The sequence below is a fragment of the Paraburkholderia strydomiana genome (assembly GCF_031456815.1).
In the GTDB taxonomy this organism is placed as follows: Bacteria; Pseudomonadota; Gammaproteobacteria; order Burkholderiales; family Burkholderiaceae; genus Paraburkholderia; species Paraburkholderia caledonica.
In genome coordinates this window covers 578,432-593,018 of sequence record NZ_JAVDVL010000002.1, presented here as the reverse complement: position 1 = coordinate 593,018, position 14,587 = coordinate 578,432, and the positions used below count along the sequence as shown (strand labels likewise).

Below are 14,587 nucleotides of genomic sequence, written 5' to 3'. Positions count from 1 at the left end.
CGCGGCAAGCGGCGTGCGGCACGAGCCGGAATTCAGCCCGACGCCGCACGCGAGGTGCGGGTGCCTAGACTCGCTTCAGTACAGCGCCGCGCTTAGCTTGCGCCGCCATTGCGACACCAGCTCCGGCTGATGCGCGGCGAGATCGAACACGGAGAGCATGGTCTTACGGCCAATGTCGTCGCGGAACGTGCGGTCGCGCTGCACGATGCCCAGCAGATGTTCCAGCGCGCCCTCGTATTTGCGGCGTGCGATCAGCGCGCTTGCCAGATCGAAACGCGCCTCCAGATCGTCCGGATGACTTGCGACGCGCGCTTCCAGTGCGTCGGTGGGCGGCAGGTCGGCTGCGGCATCCACGGCGTCGAGCCGCGTCTTGATCGCGTTGAAGCGCGCGTCGATGCCTTGCGTGGTTTTCGGCGACAGCAGATCGACTTCGTTGCGCGCCTCGTCGATGCGGTTGTCGTCGAGCAGCATCTCGATGCGATCCATGCGTGCTTCGTCGAAGCCCGGGTCGTAGGCGAGCGCGGATTCCAGCGCATCGTAAGCGTCTTCGCGGCGACCTTCTTCGAGCGCGGTCTGCGCCTCGAGACGCGCGGCATCCGCGCCTTGCGGCACGAGCCGCTCGATGAATTCGCGCAGCTGGCCCTCAGGCAGCACGCCGATGAACTGATCCACCGGTTGGCCGTCGGCAAACGCCATGACGTGCGGGATGCTGCGCACCTGGAAGTGCGCGGCGAGTTCCTGATTCTCGTCTACGTTCACCTTGACGAGCTTCCATTTGCCGGCGGCTTCGGCTTCGAGCTTTTCCAGCATCGGGCCAAGCGTCTTGCAGGGGCCGCACCACGGCGCCCAGAAATCGACCAGCACAGGGGCCAGTGTCGACGCCGTGATGACGTCCTTTTCAAATGTGGCCAAAGTGGTGTCCATTGCGTCCTCGTCGATAAAAACGGTTTGTCTGCTAGTTGGGGCCGAACGGCGTGGATTCAATGTTCAATGCGCGCCGCGCCGTCGCCGGGACTGGCCGTCATTGCTTTTGCGGCAGCGGAATCCATTCGGTTTCGCCCGGCACTTTGCCCATCTCCTGATTGGTCCATGCCACTTTCGCGGCTTCGATCTTCTCGCGCGAACTCGCGACGAAATTCCATTCGATAAAGCGTTCACCGTCGAGTTTCTCGCCGCCCAGCACCATCACGCGCGCACCGTGCGTGCTCGCGAGGGTGACGGTCTCGTCGAGCGCGAGCACTGCCATCTGGCCGACTTCGAGCGGCGTGCCGTCGATTTCCAGATCGCCGTCGACAAGATACACGCCGCGTTCCTCGTGCTCCGGTTCCAGCGCGAAGGCGCTGCCCGGCGCGAACTCGCCGGCGACATACAACGTGCCGGAAAACGTCGTGACAGGCGAGGTTTCGCCGAAGGCCGTGCCGGCGATCACGCGCAGCGTGACGCCGTTGCGCTCGACCACCGGCAGCGTGTCGGCGGCGTGATGCGCGAACGACGGCTCCACCTCTTCGTCTTCGAGCGGCAGCGCGACCCACGTCTGAATGCCGTGGATGGTCTGGCCGTTCGCGCGGTCCTCGGCGGGCGTGCGCTCGGAATGGACGATGCCGCGCCCGGCCGTCATCCAGTTGACGTCGCCGGGGATGATTTTCTGCTCGGAGCCGAGACTGTCGCGATGCATGATCGCGCCTTCGAACAGGAAGGTCACCGTGGCAAGGCCGATATGCGGATGCGGACGAACGTCGAGGCCGACGCCCGGTTCCAGCGTCGCCGGTCCCATGTGGTCGAAAAAGATGAACGGTCCGATCAGCCGCGCGGCCATTGCAGGCAGCACGCGCCGCACAGTCAGACTGCCGACATCGCGCAGATGCGGTTTGAGAACTGCTTTGATCGAAGAGGACATGGCGGGCTCGGCTGAATAAGGAGGAAGAAATTTCTCAATGGACGATTCTACTGCGGAGGGCGCAACGACGACGTTTCGCAGCACAGTCCTGCTCCGAAAATCCGTAGCACGAACAATCACGTGTCCCGCCACCCTCCGCTAAACTGGCAGGTTCAATAATCAATTGGAGACTGGGATGTCACCCAGGGACCTGCTGCTCGCGCTGATCGTGGTGATCGCGTGGGGCGTCAATTTCGTTGTAATCAAGGTGGGCTTGCATGGCGTGCCGCCCATGCTGCTAGGCGCGCTGCGCTTCATGCTCGCCGCGTTTCCGGCGATATTTTTCGTCAAGCGTCCGCAATTGCCGTGGCGCTGGCTGCTGGCATACGGCGTGACGATCTCCTTAGGGCAGTTCGCCTTCCTGTTCTCGGCCATGTACGTCGGCATGCCTGCGGGGCTCGCGTCGCTCGTATTGCAGGCGCAGGCATTTTTCACGCTGATCTTTGCGGCGTTTTTCCTGCACGAACGCTTCCGCTTGCCGAACGTCGCCGGTTTGCTGATTGCAGCTGCCGGGCTCGCCGTGATAGGCATGCAAGGCGGTCACGCCATGACGCTCGCCGGTTTCCTTCTCACGCTGTGCGCCGCGTGTTCGTGGGCGCTCGGCAACATCGTCACGAAGAAAGTCGGCAAGGTGGATCTGGTCGGCCTCGTGGTGTGGGGCAGCCTGATTCCGCCGCTGCCGTTCCTGGCGCTGTCGTATGCGTTGGAGGGCCCGCAGCGAATCGCTGCGGCGCTGTCGGGTATCAGCGCCATGTCGATCTTCGCGATCGTTTATCTCGCGTTCATCGCCACGCTGATCGGCTACGGTTTGTGGAGCCGTCTGCTGTCGCGCTATCCGGCGAGCCAGGTCGCACCGTTTTCGCTGCTCGTGCCGATCGTCGGCCTGGCGTCTGCATCTCTCTTTCTCGATGAACGGCTTTCCGGCGCGCAGATCGCCGGCGCGGTACTGGTAATGGCAGGTCTCGCGGTCAACGTGTTCGGCGGATGGGTCGCTCAGCGCCTGTCGCCGGCGCGTTGAATCGCGCTACTGAACGAGAAGGGAAGGAAAAACGGCCGCATTGCTGCGGCCGTTTTTTTTCGTCGTCGTATGCGTCGTCGTATGCGTCGTCAAATGACAGCGCACTATACGCGCGTCACGTCATGCGGTTCTTCGCGAGCGGCGGGTTCGCCGCAAAGTAACGCTTGATGCCCGTCATGATCGCGTCCGCCATCTTGTCGCGGTACGCGTCGTCGTTCAGGCGGCGTTCTTCGTCCGGGTTGCTGATGAACGCGGTTTCCACGAGGATCGACGGAATATCCGGCGCCTTCAGCACCGCAAATCCCGCCTGTTCGACCGAGCCCTTGTGCAGCTTGTTGATTCCGCCGATCTCCTTCAGCACGAAGTTGCCGTAGCGCATCGAGTCGCGAATCTGCGCGGTGGTGGACATGTCGAACAGTGCGCGGTTGACGGTCGCGTCGGCGGACTTGATGTTGATGCCGCCAATCTGATCCGACGAGTTCTCCTTGTTCGCCATCCAGCGCGCGGCTGCGCTCGACGCGCCGTGCTCCGACAGCGCAAACACCGACGAGCCCCGCGCCTCGGGCGTGGTGAACGCGTCCGCGTGGATCGACACGAACAGGTCTGCGCCAACGCGCCGCGCCTTTTGCACGCGCACGTTCAGCGGCACGAAGAAGTCGGCGTCGCGAGTCATCATGGAGCGCATGTTCGGCTGCGCGTCGATCTTCGCGCGCAGCTTCTTGGCGATGTCGAGCGCGACGTGCTTTTCGTAAGTGCCCGAGCCGCCGATTGCGCCCGGATCTTCGCCGCCATGTCCGGGATCGATCGCGACAGTCAGTAGGCGGACCGTGTTGCTCTTGCCCGGCTTCGGCGTGGTGAACGCGTAGGTGTCGTCGCTCGCGTCGTCGTCGTTGCCGAGGCTGCTAGCGCTGTTGCCACCGTTACTACCGTTACTACCGCTGCCTTTATTGCGCGCGATTGCGCTGGGCGGTGACGCGGGAGCGCCCGGTGTCGCCGGCTTCGCGATGATCGGCGGGATCGGCGGCAGTGGCGTGGGTGCGCCGTGCGCGGGTGGACGTGGCACGCTCGGCGCCGACCCGCTGCCGCCGTTTTGCGCATAACGCTCGAAGAACGCTTCGCTGTTGTCGGCGACCGGCGGCGTCGTGCCCGGGCCGCTCAACGTGGCCGGCGGCGCGTTGTTTTCTTCGTTCAGCGTTTGCTGCTTGCGCTCGCTCTGCGCGAGCAGTTCCATCAGCGGATCGGGTGCGACGGCGGGATACAGGTCGAACACGAGCCGGTACTTGTACGCGCCGACAGGCGGCAGTGCGAACACCTGTGGCTTCACCGAGCCCTTCAGGTCGAACACCATACGCACGACGTGCGGCTGAAACTGGCCGACTCGCACCGACTGGATCTGCGGATCGTTCGGCGTGATCTTCGAGACGAGGTCCTTCAGCGCCTGGTCGAGATCGAGGCCGCTGAGATCGACCACGAGCCGGTCCGGACCCTGAAGCAACTGCTGCGCGTTTTGCAGCGGCTGATCGGATTCGATCGTCACCCGCGTGTAGTCGCGCGCGGGCCATACGCGCACGCCGAGCACCGAACTGGCGAGTGCAAGACGCGGTGCGACGAGACCGAGCACAAGCGTGGATGCGCCCGCGCACAGAATCTGCCGGCGCCGCCAGTTATGCGTTGCGGTTGCCGCTGATTCAATCGAGCGGAACGGTTTGATCAACATCTTTCGAGACATGCCTTTCCTGTTTCGCTGTATGCCCGTGCGACGAGTACGCGGCCGTCGCCCTCGCTATCCAGGTCGAGCGAGAAGACGAGATCCGGCACGCCGAGAAGACGCCCCGCGCGTTGTGGCCATTCGACGAGGCAGACCGCGCCGCTGTCGAAATACTCGCGAAAGCCGGCGTCGGCCCATTCGGCCGGATCGGTGAATCTGTACAGATCGAAGTGATAAAGCGCGAGTTCCCCGGTGGGTCGCTCGAGCACGTAGGGCTCGACGAGCGTGTACGTGGGACTGCGCACGCGGCCCGTGTGACCGAGGCCGCGCAACGTGGCGCGCACGAGTGTGGTTTTGCCGGCGCCGAGATCGCCGACCAGTTGTACTTGTAGACCGTGGAATGCCTGAGCAGCCTGGCCGCTGACCTGGCCTTGTGCTGCGACGGCGACGCTTTCGATGGCCCGTGCGAAGCGCTCGCCGAATGCGAGCGTGGCGGCTTCGTCCGCGAACGCGAAGGCGCGTTCGAGCAGAACTTCGGCGGGCGGCGCGATCGCGCGATCGGGATGGTCAGGCATTCTCGTAAAATGGCGTGATGAACCGAAGTCCGGAGTCTCCCGTGTCCCCTGCGCCCAATGCGCCGACGTCTTGCGACGAGGCGCGCGCCGAGCGTCAATTCGATGAAGCGGCGCTGCGTGCGCTCGCGCGAAACATCAAGACGTGGGGCCGTGAACTGGGTTTCGGGGCGATCGGCATTAGCGACACCGATCTCTCCGCTGCCGAAGCGCCGCTTGCAGCCTGGCTGGAAGCGGGGTGCCACGGCGAGATGGATTATATGGCGAAACACGGTATGAAACGCGCGCGGCCTGCCGAGCTTGTGGCCGGCACGCTACGTGTGATTACCGCTCGCATCGCCTATTTGCCCGCCCATGCAATGAGCGGAAAGCCGGACGAAAGCGAACCGCAGGAAGTGCCGCCCAGCGAGGACTGGCGGGCTGTCGAGCACGCGCGCCTGGCCGATCCGTCGGCCGCGGTGGTGTCGATTTATGCGCGCGGCCGCGACTATCACAAGGTGATGCGTAACCGTCTGCAACATCTGTCAGAGAAAATTCAGGTGGAGATCGGCGCGTTCGGTTATCGCGTGTTTACCGACTCCGCGCCGGTGCTCGAAGTGGAGCTTGCGCAAAAGGCCGGCATCGGCTGGCGCGGCAAACATACGCTGCTGTTGCAACGCGATGCGGGTTCGCTGTTCTTCCTTGGCGAAATTTATGTCGATGTGCCTTTGCCGACCGACGCGGAGACGTCGCCGGAGCACGCGCCCGAAACGCCGGGCTCGCATTGCGGCAGTTGCGCGCGCTGCATCGGCGCATGTCCGACAGGCGCGATCGTCGCGCCTTACAAGGTGGATGCCCGCTTGTGCATCTCTTATCTGACCATCGAACTGAAGGGCAGCATTCCCGTCGACATGCGTCCGCTGATCGGCAATCGCGTTTACGGCTGCGACGATTGCCAGCTCGTGTGTCCGTGGAACAAGTTCGCGCAGGCTGCGCCGGTCGCCGATTTCGACGTGCGGCACGGGCTCGATCGCGCGTCGCTGGTGGAACTGTTCGGCTGGAGCGCAGACGAGTTCGACACGCGCATGCAGGGCAGTGCGATCCGCCGTATCGGCTACGAAAGCTGGCTGCGCAATCTCGCCGTGGGCATGGGCAACGCGCTGCGTGCACCGCGCGAGAGTTTGAGTGCGGACGCCCGCAAGGCGATTGTAGAGGCGCTCGAGCGCCGCGCCGACGACTCGTCTCACGTGGTGCGCGAGCACGTGCAATGGGCGCTCGAAGCGGTATGAAAAGCGGCGTAAAGTATCGGCAATCCGCGAGTCTGTTGTACGTCTCGAATCATCGTCGCGCGAGTCAGGAGGCGCCATGTTCAACGCAGTGATCGACGCGCCGTTCGGCAAGGTCGGCATTCGCCTCGAAGGCGAGGCCGTGCGCGAGATCGTCTATTTGCCCGAGTCGATGCAGAACGTCGCGCCTGACACGCCGTTGGCGCGACAGGCGGTCGAGCAGATCGAGCGGTATTTCAGCGAGGCGTCGGCGACATTCGAACTGCCGCTCGCGCCGGTCGGTACCGCTTTCCAGCGACGCGTGTGGCAGGCAATTTGCAAGATTCCGCCGGGTGCCGTGGTGACCTACGGCCAGCTTGCCCGGCAACTCGGCAGTGTGCCGCGTGCGGTCGGCCAGGCGTGCGGCGCCAACTACTTTCCCATTGTCATTCCATGTCATCGCGTGGTGAGTTCGAGCGGCATCGGCGGATTCGCGCATCACGCCGAAGACGGTTTCTTTCGCAACGTCAAGCGTTGGCTGCTGACGCATGAAGGCCTTCCCTACGCATGAGCGATACCCTGGTTGAAGACGCGAGCGCGCAATCGCCGTCGCCGCTATCGTCGCCTTTGTTCGCGACGAGTTCCGCGTCGATCGACGCATTCTGCGACGCGCTCTGGCTCGAACACGGTCTGTCGCGGAACACGCTCGACGCATACCGCCGCGACCTGCGTCTCTTTAGCGAATGGCTCGCGCAAACGCGCAACGCGTCGCTCGACACCGCCAGCGAGGCCGATCTGAACGCGTACAGCGCCGCGCGTCAGAAAGACAAATCGACGTCGGCGAATCGGCGACTCTCGGTGTTTCGACGCTACTACGGGTGGGCCGTGCGCGAGCATCGCGCGAAAGTCGATCCGACGTTACGCATCCGTTCGGCGAAACAACCGCCGCGTTTTCCGTCGACGCTCAGCGAAGCGCAAGTCGAGGCGTTGCTCGGCGCGCCCGACATCGAGACCGCCCTGGGTCTGCGCGATCGCACGATGCTCGAACTCATGTACGCGAGCGGCTTGCGTGTTACCGAACTCGTCACGCTGAAGACGGTGGAAGTCGGTCTGAACGAAGGCGTGGTTCGCGTAATGGGTAAGGGCTCGAAAGAGCGGCTGATTCCGTTCGGCGAAGAGGCGCACGCCTGGATCGAGCGCTACCTGCGCGACGCACGACCGGCGCTGCTCGGCGCGCGCGCGGCAGACGCGCTGTTTGTCACGAGCCGTGCCGAGGGCATGACGCGCCAGCAGTTCTGGAACATCATCAAGCGACATGCCGCGGTGGCCGGTGTGCACGCTCCGTTGTCGCCGCACACGTTGCGGCATGCGTTCGCAACGCATTTGCTCAATCACGGCGCCGACTTGCGCGTGGTGCAATTGCTGCTTGGGCACACCGATATTTCGACCACGCAGATCTACACGCACGTGGCGCGCGAGCGGCTGAAGTCGCTGCATGCGCAGCATCATCCGCGTGGGTGACCGTGGTTATGCGCCGGCCGTTGCCGCTGTCGCTGTCGTCCGTTGCGGCTTCAGAGGAATTCGCGCAGCCGGTGCTTGAGAATCTTCCCCGTCGATGCAGCCGGTAACGCGGCAAGCACCTTCACTTCGGCGGGCCGCTTGTAGGGCGCGAGGCGCTCGACGCACCAGGCAATCAGTTCAGCCGGCGTCACGCTTGCATTCGCCGCCAGTTCGACGAACGCAATAACCTCTTCGTTGCCCTCGACGGGGCGTCCGATCACCGCCGACTGAACGACCTGCGGATGCGCGTTGAGCACGTGCTCGACCTCGGCGGGATACACGTTGAAGCCGGAGCGAATGATCAGATCCTTGCTGCGTCCGACGATATGCAGCGCGCCGTCGGCGTCCTGCCGCGCCAGGTCGCCGGTTTTCAGCCAGCCGTCCTGGGTCACGGCGGCGCGCGTTTGCTGCGGGTTGCGATAGTAGCCGAGCATCACGTTCGGGCCGCGCACCCACAGCTCGCCGGTTTCGCCGACTGCGACATCGGCGCCGTCGAGGCCGACGAAACGCACTTCAACGCCCGGAATGACCTGGCCCACCGAGCAGTCGCGGCGCGGCGCGTCGAGCATGGTCTGTGAGACCGTGGGACTGCTCTCCGTCATGCCATAGCCGTTATGCAGCGGCAGACCGTAGACGCTTTCGACGTGCGCTTTCAGCGCGGCGTCGAGCGGCGAGCCTCCTGAATAGATGAAGCGCAGATGCGGCGCGTGCCACGCATGCCCGTGCGTCTGCAAATGTTCGATCAATTTCGCATGCATGGCCGGCACGCCCTGGAAAATCGACACGCGTTCGTCGGCAAGCGCGCGCCGCACCGCTCCCGGCGCGAAGCGCGGCGCGAGGCGCAAGGTCGCGCCAGCGTACAGGCTGCCGAGACACACAGACGCAAAGCCGTACACATGCGAGATCGGCAGCACGGCGTAGACGACATCGTCGGGACGGACCTGGCGCAGGCGGCTCGATACCGCGGCGATGAACAGCAGATTGCGATGCGAGAGCATCACGCCTTTTGGCGCGCCGGTCGTGCCGGTCGTGTAGATGAGCGCCGCGCATTGACGGCCGTTCGCGGCTTCCACCGGTTCGGCTTGCGCGGACGTGTCCACCGTGAAGGACCACGCGCCGATACCCGGCGCGACGTCTGGCGCTGCGCTTGCTCCATGACGCTGCGCGTGCTGACCGGCGTCGGCTGAGCTTTCCACCACGTAGGCCGTCACGCGCGGCTGCGCGTGCGCGCGAATCGCATCAAGCTCGGACGCCGACAGGCGCGCATTCGACACGAGCGCCCAGGCGTCGAGCCGCGCGGTCGCGAAGAGCAGCACGATCTGCGCGATGCTGTTTTCCGCCACTATCATGACCCGGTCGCCGCCACGCACACCCCAATCGCGAAGCAACGCAGCGGTGGCCTCGACGGCCTGAACCAGTTGGGCGTTGGTGAGACGGCGTCCGTCTTCGATCAACGCGACGTGTTGCGGATCGCGCCCGGCCGCCAGCGCGGGAATATCGGAGATGCGCGCGGGCAGGGCAGCCAGCAGAGCGGGAACGTCGATCGTGGAGCGTAAAGGCGAAGCGGTACTCAAGGGCGTCTCCTGAATGCAATTGCGCGCCCGGCGTGCATCGCGCCGGAAGATTTTCGAACGATCGTGCCACAATGCATCGAGCCGCACAATTGACCATTCGGCAAATAGCCGTTGCGCAAACTCGCCATTACAATGCGCCGATGAGCAAATCCAGACACGTATCCGAAACGCCTGCCACGCAGTTCCTGCGCCGTCACGGCGTCGTTTTCGGCGAGCATCCATACGATTATGTCGAGCATGGCGGCACAGGTGAATCGGCGCGCCAGCTGGGCGTGGACGAACATCATGTGGTGAAAACGCTCGTCATGGAAGACGAGCATGCCAAGCCACTCATCGTCCTCATGCATGGCGACCGTACTGTCAGTACCAAGAACCTCGCGCGGCAGATTGGCGCGAAGCGCGTCGAGCCGTGCAAGCCCGAGGTGGCGAATCGTCATTCCGGCTATCTGATCGGCGGAACCTCGCCGTTCGGCACGCGCAAGCAGATGCCGGTGTACGTGGAGTCGAGCATTCTCGAGATGGAAAGAATCTGGCTGAACGGCGGCCGGCGCGGCTTTCTCATCAGCATCGAGCCGAAGGTGCTCACCGACCTGCTGGCAGCGAAGCCGGTGCAGTGCGCGAGCGTCGATTGACGTTTGCTTGAATGTTCGTAGCGAGCGCGCGTTCGGTAGAATGTGCGCCGCTCGGTCCGCCTCTTTGGTCCGCTGCATTGCGTCACGTTCCGTTGCGATTTTCGTTCCCCGAGCGGTTGAGGTATCCAGTTGCAGACCGCCGATCCTTTTAAGAGTCACAGATGCAAAACCTGATCGTTGCTGTCGTTGCCTACCTGATCGGTTCGGTGTCGTTCGCCGTGATCGTGAGCGCCGCGATGGGGCTCGACGACCCGCGCTCCTACGGCTCGGGCAACCCCGGTGCGACGAATGTATTGCGCAGCGGCAGCAAGAAGGCCGCGATCCTGACGTTGATCGGCGACGCCTTCAAAGGCTGGCTGCCGGTGTGGTTCGTCGTGCATTTCGGCGCCCATTACGGGCTCGACGATACGTCGGTGGCGATTGCGTGCGTCGCCGTGTTTCTGGGTCACCTGTATCCGGTGTTCTTCCGCTTCAAGGGCGGCAAGGGCGTGGCAACGGCAGCCGGCGTGCTGCTCGCGATCAACCCGATCCTGGGCGTGGCAACGCTGCTGACGTGGCTGATCGTGGCGTTCTTCACGCGCTATTCGTCGCTCGCCGCGTTGGCAGCGGCAGTATTCGCGCCGATCTTCGACGGCTTCCTGTTCGGGCCGCACATCATTGCCCTGGCCATTGTCGTGATGAGCTCGCTGCTCGTGTGGCGTCATCGCGGCAACATCGCCAAGCTGATGCGCGGCGAGGAAAGCCGCATCGGCGACAAGAAAAAGGCGGCTGCGGCTGCGAGCGCAGGGGCGGGCGAGGATCGTTGAGCGGCTGGGTTGCGGCCGCGCGCGGCTGCGTCCTGCGGGTGCCATGCCTTTGCAACTGTTGCTTGCGTTTGCAATGCGCTCGCTCGCCGCTGCAGCGCCCGCCAAGGCTTACGCGCCGTCGCGCTTCTTGAACAAACGCTCAGTCGCGGAAGTTGTTGAAATCGAGCGGCGTGTCGGTCACGTCCTTGCGCAACATCGCGATCACGCTTTGCAAATCGTCGCGCTTTGTTCCGGTGACGCGAACCGCGTCGCCCTGAATGCTCGCCTGAACCTTGATCTTGCTGTCTTTCACGAGTCGCACGATTTTCTTCGACAGATCGCCGGACACGCCTTTCTTGATCTTGATGACCTGCTTGACCTTGTCGCCGCCGATTTTCTCGATCTTGCCGTAGTCGAGAAAGCGCACGTCCACGTTGCGCTTCGCCATTTTCGACAGCAGCACGTCTTTCACCTGGCCGAGCTTGAAGTCATCGTCCGCGTAGGCGGTGATTTCGTTTTCCTTGTGTTCGACGCGCGCGTCGGACCCTTTGAAGTCGAAGCGGGTTGAGATTTCCTTGTTGGACTGCTCGATCGCGTTCTTGACTTCGATCATGTTCGCTTCGCAGACGACGTCAAACGATGGCATTGCATTCTCCCAATAGTGCGGCGGTGCGCGACGCAGCCGGTCGGCTCGTCGTGTGGCACTCGCTATAATCACGGACCGATGTCATTTTACCGACGCCGCCCCCATTTGCCTAAGGCCGCCGCGCGGCCGCAGCCCGAAGCCGTTTTCGGCTCGTCGCCCGATAGTTCTCATCCAATGTCTCACACCGATTCCGCCGATTCCGCCGAGTTCGTTGCCGGCTATCCGCTCAAGGCCCACAACACTTTCGGCTTCGATGTCCGCTCGCAGTGGGCTTGCCGCATCGAGCGCGAAGCGCAATTGCTCGCCGCGGTGCGCGACCCGCGCGCGGCCGGCTTACCGCGTCTCGTGCTCGGCGGCGGCAGCAATGTCGTGCTGACAGACGACTTCGCTGGACTGGTGCTGCTTGTGGCCTTGCGCGGGCGCCGGATCGTGCGCGAAGACGCCGACGCCGTGTATGTCGAAGCGGCGGCCGGCGAACCGTGGCACGACTTCGTTGCATGGACTCTCGCTCAAGGGCTACCCGGTCTCGAAAATCTTGCGCTGATTCCCGGGACGGTGGGCGCGGCGCCGATCCAGAACATCGGCGCGTACGGCCTCGAGATGTGCGAGCGCTTCGCGTCGCTGCGGGCCGTCGAGCTTGCGTCGGGTAAGACGGTCGAGTTCGATGCGCAGGCCTGCGCGTTCGGCTACCGCGACAGCTTTTTCAAGCGCGAAGGGCGCGATCGTTTCGTCATCACGTCGGTCGTTTTCCGCTTGCCGAAGGCGTGGCAACCGCGCGCGGGTTATGCAGACCTGGCGCGTGAACTCACCGCGAACGGCTATGCCGCCAATGGCGAGCAGCCCGACGCAAAGGCGATCTTCGACGCCGTCGTCGCGGTGCGGCGCGCCAAATTGCCCGATCCGCTTGAACTGGGTAACGCAGGGAGCTTCTTCAAGAATCCGGTGATTGACGCCGCGCAGTTCGAGGCGCTGAAAAGCAGCGAGCCGGACGTGATTTCGTACGCGCAGCCCGACGGGCGCGTGAAACTTGCGGCAGGGTGGATGATCGACCGTTGCGGGTGGAAGGGCCGTGCGCTGGGCGCCGCCGGCGTTCATGAGCGCCAGGCGCTCGTGCTGGTCAATCGTGGCGGTGCGAGCGGGGCGGATGTGCTGGCGCTTGCACGAGCAATTCAACGCGATGTGCAGGCGAGATTTGGCGTCGAACTGGAAGCCGAGCCCGTTTGCGTGTGATTACGGGCGGCGCGTCGCTGGCTTAAGTGGCCGGCGTGAGCCGGTCTGACAAGCCGCTGACTGTCTGACGGTAAGGAAAAAATAAAGGCGCCGGGGCTTTTTGGCCCCGGCGCCTTTTTGTATGCCTGCGTTGCGGCGTCAGCCGCGCTTTCAGCACATCATGCGTCGATCGCGGCTCAGGTCGTCGCCGTCCGCTACCGTGCGCCGCGCCGAGTGCATGTCTCGGCGCTGAACTTCACACGGCGCGAAGTGGCCCTCGCCGAAGCTTCTGGCTTAGCCGCGCTGACGGCGGGCGTTCTCCGCGATGCGCATACGCAAAGCGTTCAGCTTGATGAAGCCGCCAGCGTCGGCCTGGTTGTAGGCGCCGCCGTCGTCGTCGAACGTTGCAATGGTCTTGTCGAACAGCGTTTCCTTCGAATCGCGAGCGACCACCGACACGCTGCCCTTGTACAGCTTCACGCGCACCCAGCCGTTGACTTTCTCCTGCGTGTGGTCGATCAGCACCTGTATCGCGCGACGCTCCGGGCTCCACCAGTAGCCGTTATAAATCAGCGACGCGTAGCGGGCCATCAGGTCGTCTTTCAGGTGCGCGACTTCACGGTCGAGCGTAATCGACTCGATGCCGCGGTGCGCCTTCAACATGATCGTGCCGCCCGGCGTTTCATAGCAGCCGCGCGACTTCATGCCGACATAGCGGTTTTCCACCAGGTCGAGACGGCCGATGCCGTGCTTGCCGCCGAGACGGTTTAACTCGGTGAGCATTTCCGCTGCCGAGAGGCGCTTGCCGTTCAGCGCGACCGGGTCGCCGTGCTCGTATTCGATATCGACGTATTCGGCCTGATCCGGCGCCTGTTCGGGCGACACGGTCCAACGCCACATGTCGGCTTCGGCTTCCGCTTTCGGGTCTTCCAGATGACGGCCTTCGAACGAGATGTGCAACAGGTTCGCGTCCATCGAGTACGGCGCGCCGCCTTGCTTGTGCTTCATTTCGATCGGAATGCCAGCTTTTTCCGCATAGGCGAGCAGCTTTTCGCGTGACAACAGATCCCATTCACGCCACGGCGCGATCACCTTGATGCCCGGCTCGAGCGCGTAGTAGCCGAGTTCGAACCGAACCTGGTCGTTGCCCTTTCCGGTTGCGCCATGCGATACCGCCTCCGCGCCGGTGGCGCGCGCGATTTCGATCTGACGCTTGGCAATCAGCGGACGCGCGATCGACGTGCCCAGCAGGTACTCGCCTTCGTAAATCGTGTTCGCGCGGAACATCGGGAACACGAAGTCGCGCACGAATTCTTCGCGCAGGTCTTCAATGAAGATGTTTTCCTGCTTGATGCCGAGTTGCAGTGCCTTCTTGCGCGCCGGTTCCAGCTCTTCGCCCTGGCCGATGTCGGCCGTGAACGTGACGACTTCGGCGTCGTAGTTGTCCTGCAACCACTTCAGGATGACGGAGGTGTCGAGGCCGCCCGAATAGGCGAGCACGACTTTCTTGATATCGCTCATGGTGAACTCGTAGCTGGAAAAAGCGGGAAAACAAGGCGCGCCGGCGGTCCCGGAGCGCGGAAAACAACTATTTTGACACTAAACGGCTGCGTGGCCGCATTTTGCGGCTTCTGCGACAGAGTGGCGGCGCATTTGCGCGCTCACTTGCGGCCTGATTGTCGACTGGAAGTGCAGCGGCGCAT

14 protein-coding genes are annotated in these 14,587 nt (G+C 63.7%); 7 read left to right on the top strand and 7 right to left on the bottom strand.

Annotation, left to right across the window (positions count from 1 at the left end; all coding sequences use genetic code 11):
• Positions 1-75: 75 nt before the first annotated feature.
• Positions 76-924 carry a thioredoxin gene (gene trxA, locus J2W46_RS08295; RefSeq protein ID WP_020069174.1) on the bottom strand — a complete coding sequence of 283 codons (849 nt, stop codon included), beginning with the start codon at positions 922-924 and terminating at the stop codon, positions 76-78.
• A 97-nt stretch (positions 925-1,021) separates the two neighbouring features.
• Positions 1,022-1,897: a pirin family protein gene (locus J2W46_RS08290; RefSeq protein WP_087752913.1), complete on the bottom strand. Its 876-nt coding sequence runs from the start codon at positions 1,895-1,897 to the stop codon at positions 1,022-1,024.
• A gap of 175 nt (positions 1,898-2,072) precedes the next feature.
• On the opposite strand from J2W46_RS08290, the gene J2W46_RS08285 reads away from it, so the two are divergent.
• On the top strand, positions 2,073-2,954 hold the full coding sequence (locus J2W46_RS08285; protein ID WP_020069172.1) for an O-acetylserine/cysteine exporter: 882 nt from the start codon (positions 2,073-2,075) through the stop codon (positions 2,952-2,954).
• A 115-nt stretch (positions 2,955-3,069) separates the two neighbouring features.
• Here J2W46_RS08285 and J2W46_RS08280 read toward each other — a convergent pair whose 3' ends face one another.
• On the bottom strand, positions 3,070-4,683 hold the full coding sequence (locus tag J2W46_RS08280) for an N-acetylmuramoyl-L-alanine amidase (RefSeq protein ID WP_087752912.1): 1,614 nt from the start codon (positions 4,681-4,683) through the stop codon (positions 3,070-3,072).
• Positions 4,665-5,237 carry a tRNA (adenosine(37)-N6)-threonylcarbamoyltransferase complex ATPase subunit type 1 TsaE gene (tsaE, locus tag J2W46_RS08275; protein ID WP_087752911.1) on the bottom strand — a complete coding sequence of 191 codons (573 nt, stop codon included), beginning with the start codon at positions 5,235-5,237 and terminating at the stop codon, positions 4,665-4,667. Before tsaE ends, J2W46_RS08280 begins: the two co-directional genes overlap by 19 nt.
• Before the next feature lie 17 nt (positions 5,238-5,254).
• Here tsaE and queG point away from each other — a divergent pair, with 17 nt between their 5' ends.
• The 3 genes from queG to xerD all read left to right on the top strand — a co-directional run bounded on the left by queG (position 5,255) and on the right by xerD (position 7,999).
• The gene (gene queG / locus J2W46_RS08270; RefSeq protein WP_087752910.1) at positions 5,255-6,502 is read left to right on the top strand and encodes a tRNA epoxyqueuosine(34) reductase QueG; all 1,248 of its coding nucleotides are present in this window, start codon (positions 5,255-5,257) and stop codon (positions 6,500-6,502) included.
• Between the two features lie 76 nt (positions 6,503-6,578).
• Complete coding sequence (locus J2W46_RS08265) at positions 6,579-7,049, top strand: methylated-DNA--[protein]-cysteine S-methyltransferase (protein WP_310067629.1); 471 nt, start codon at positions 6,579-6,581, stop codon at positions 7,047-7,049.
• A complete protein-coding gene (gene xerD, locus J2W46_RS08260; protein WP_087752908.1) occupies positions 7,046-7,999 on the top strand; it encodes a site-specific tyrosine recombinase XerD in 954 nt (317 codons plus the stop codon). Before J2W46_RS08265 ends, xerD begins: the two co-directional genes overlap by 4 nt.
• Positions 8,000-8,049: 50 nt before the next feature.
• Here xerD and J2W46_RS08255 read toward each other — a convergent pair whose 3' ends face one another.
• Positions 8,050-9,612, bottom strand: a complete 1,563-nt coding sequence (locus J2W46_RS08255; protein ID WP_310352759.1) for a class I adenylate-forming enzyme family protein — start codon at positions 9,610-9,612, stop codon at positions 8,050-8,052.
• 140 nt (positions 9,613-9,752) lie between these two features.
• On the opposite strand from J2W46_RS08255, the gene ybaK reads away from it, so the two are divergent.
• Positions 9,753-10,244, top strand: coding sequence for a Cys-tRNA(Pro) deacylase (gene ybaK / locus J2W46_RS08250; protein WP_310352756.1), 492 nt, complete (start codon positions 9,753-9,755; stop codon positions 10,242-10,244).
• Between the two features lie 161 nt (positions 10,245-10,405).
• Complete coding sequence (gene plsY / locus J2W46_RS08245) at positions 10,406-11,050, top strand: glycerol-3-phosphate 1-O-acyltransferase PlsY (RefSeq protein ID WP_027778936.1); 645 nt, start codon at positions 10,406-10,408, stop codon at positions 11,048-11,050.
• A 139-nt stretch (positions 11,051-11,189) separates the two neighbouring features.
• Here plsY and J2W46_RS08240 read toward each other — a convergent pair whose 3' ends face one another.
• Positions 11,190-11,675, bottom strand: a complete 486-nt coding sequence (locus tag J2W46_RS08240; RefSeq protein WP_020069163.1) for a YajQ family cyclic di-GMP-binding protein — start codon at positions 11,673-11,675, stop codon at positions 11,190-11,192.
• A gap of 174 nt (positions 11,676-11,849) precedes the next feature.
• Between J2W46_RS08240 and murB the strand changes: the two genes are divergently transcribed.
• Positions 11,850-12,905 (top strand): UDP-N-acetylmuramate dehydrogenase, encoded by a 1,056-nt coding sequence (gene murB, locus J2W46_RS08235; protein WP_310352754.1) that lies wholly within the window; start codon positions 11,850-11,852, stop codon positions 12,903-12,905.
• 273 nt (positions 12,906-13,178) lie between these two features.
• Here the strand turns inward: murB and J2W46_RS08230 are convergent, their stop codons facing one another.
• Positions 13,179-14,405 (bottom strand): argininosuccinate synthase, encoded by a 1,227-nt coding sequence (locus tag J2W46_RS08230; RefSeq protein WP_027778938.1) that lies wholly within the window; start codon positions 14,403-14,405, stop codon positions 13,179-13,181.
• Positions 14,406-14,587 lie beyond the last annotated feature (182 nt).

Coding starts and splice junctions, on each gene's coding strand:
- trxA (WP_020069174.1), bottom strand. CDS start 924: ATGGACACCACTTTGGCCACATTTGAAAAGGACGTCATCACGGCGTCG.
- J2W46_RS08290 (WP_087752913.1), bottom strand. CDS start 1,897: ATGTCCTCTTCGATCAAAGCAGTTCTCAAACCGCATCTGCGCGATGTC.
- J2W46_RS08285 (WP_020069172.1), top strand. CDS start 2,073: ATGTCACCCAGGGACCTGCTGCTCGCGCTGATCGTGGTGATCGCGTGG.
- J2W46_RS08280 (WP_087752912.1), bottom strand. CDS start 4,683: ATGTCTCGAAAGATGTTGATCAAACCGTTCCGCTCGATTGAATCAGCG.
- tsaE (WP_087752911.1), bottom strand. CDS start 5,237: ATGCCTGACCATCCCGATCGCGCGATCGCGCCGCCCGCCGAAGTTCTG.
- queG (WP_087752910.1), top strand. CDS start 5,255: ATGAACCGAAGTCCGGAGTCTCCCGTGTCCCCTGCGCCCAATGCGCCG.
- J2W46_RS08265 (WP_310067629.1), top strand. CDS start 6,579: ATGTTCAACGCAGTGATCGACGCGCCGTTCGGCAAGGTCGGCATTCGC.
- xerD (WP_087752908.1), top strand. CDS start 7,046: ATGAGCGATACCCTGGTTGAAGACGCGAGCGCGCAATCGCCGTCGCCG.
- ybaK (WP_310352756.1), top strand. CDS start 9,753: ATGAGCAAATCCAGACACGTATCCGAAACGCCTGCCACGCAGTTCCTG.
- plsY (WP_027778936.1), top strand. CDS start 10,406: ATGCAAAACCTGATCGTTGCTGTCGTTGCCTACCTGATCGGTTCGGTG.
- J2W46_RS08240 (WP_020069163.1), bottom strand. CDS start 11,675: ATGCCATCGTTTGACGTCGTCTGCGAAGCGAACATGATCGAAGTCAAG.
- murB (WP_310352754.1), top strand. CDS start 11,850: ATGTCTCACACCGATTCCGCCGATTCCGCCGAGTTCGTTGCCGGCTAT.
- J2W46_RS08230 (WP_027778938.1), bottom strand. CDS start 14,405: ATGAGCGATATCAAGAAAGTCGTGCTCGCCTATTCGGGCGGCCTCGAC.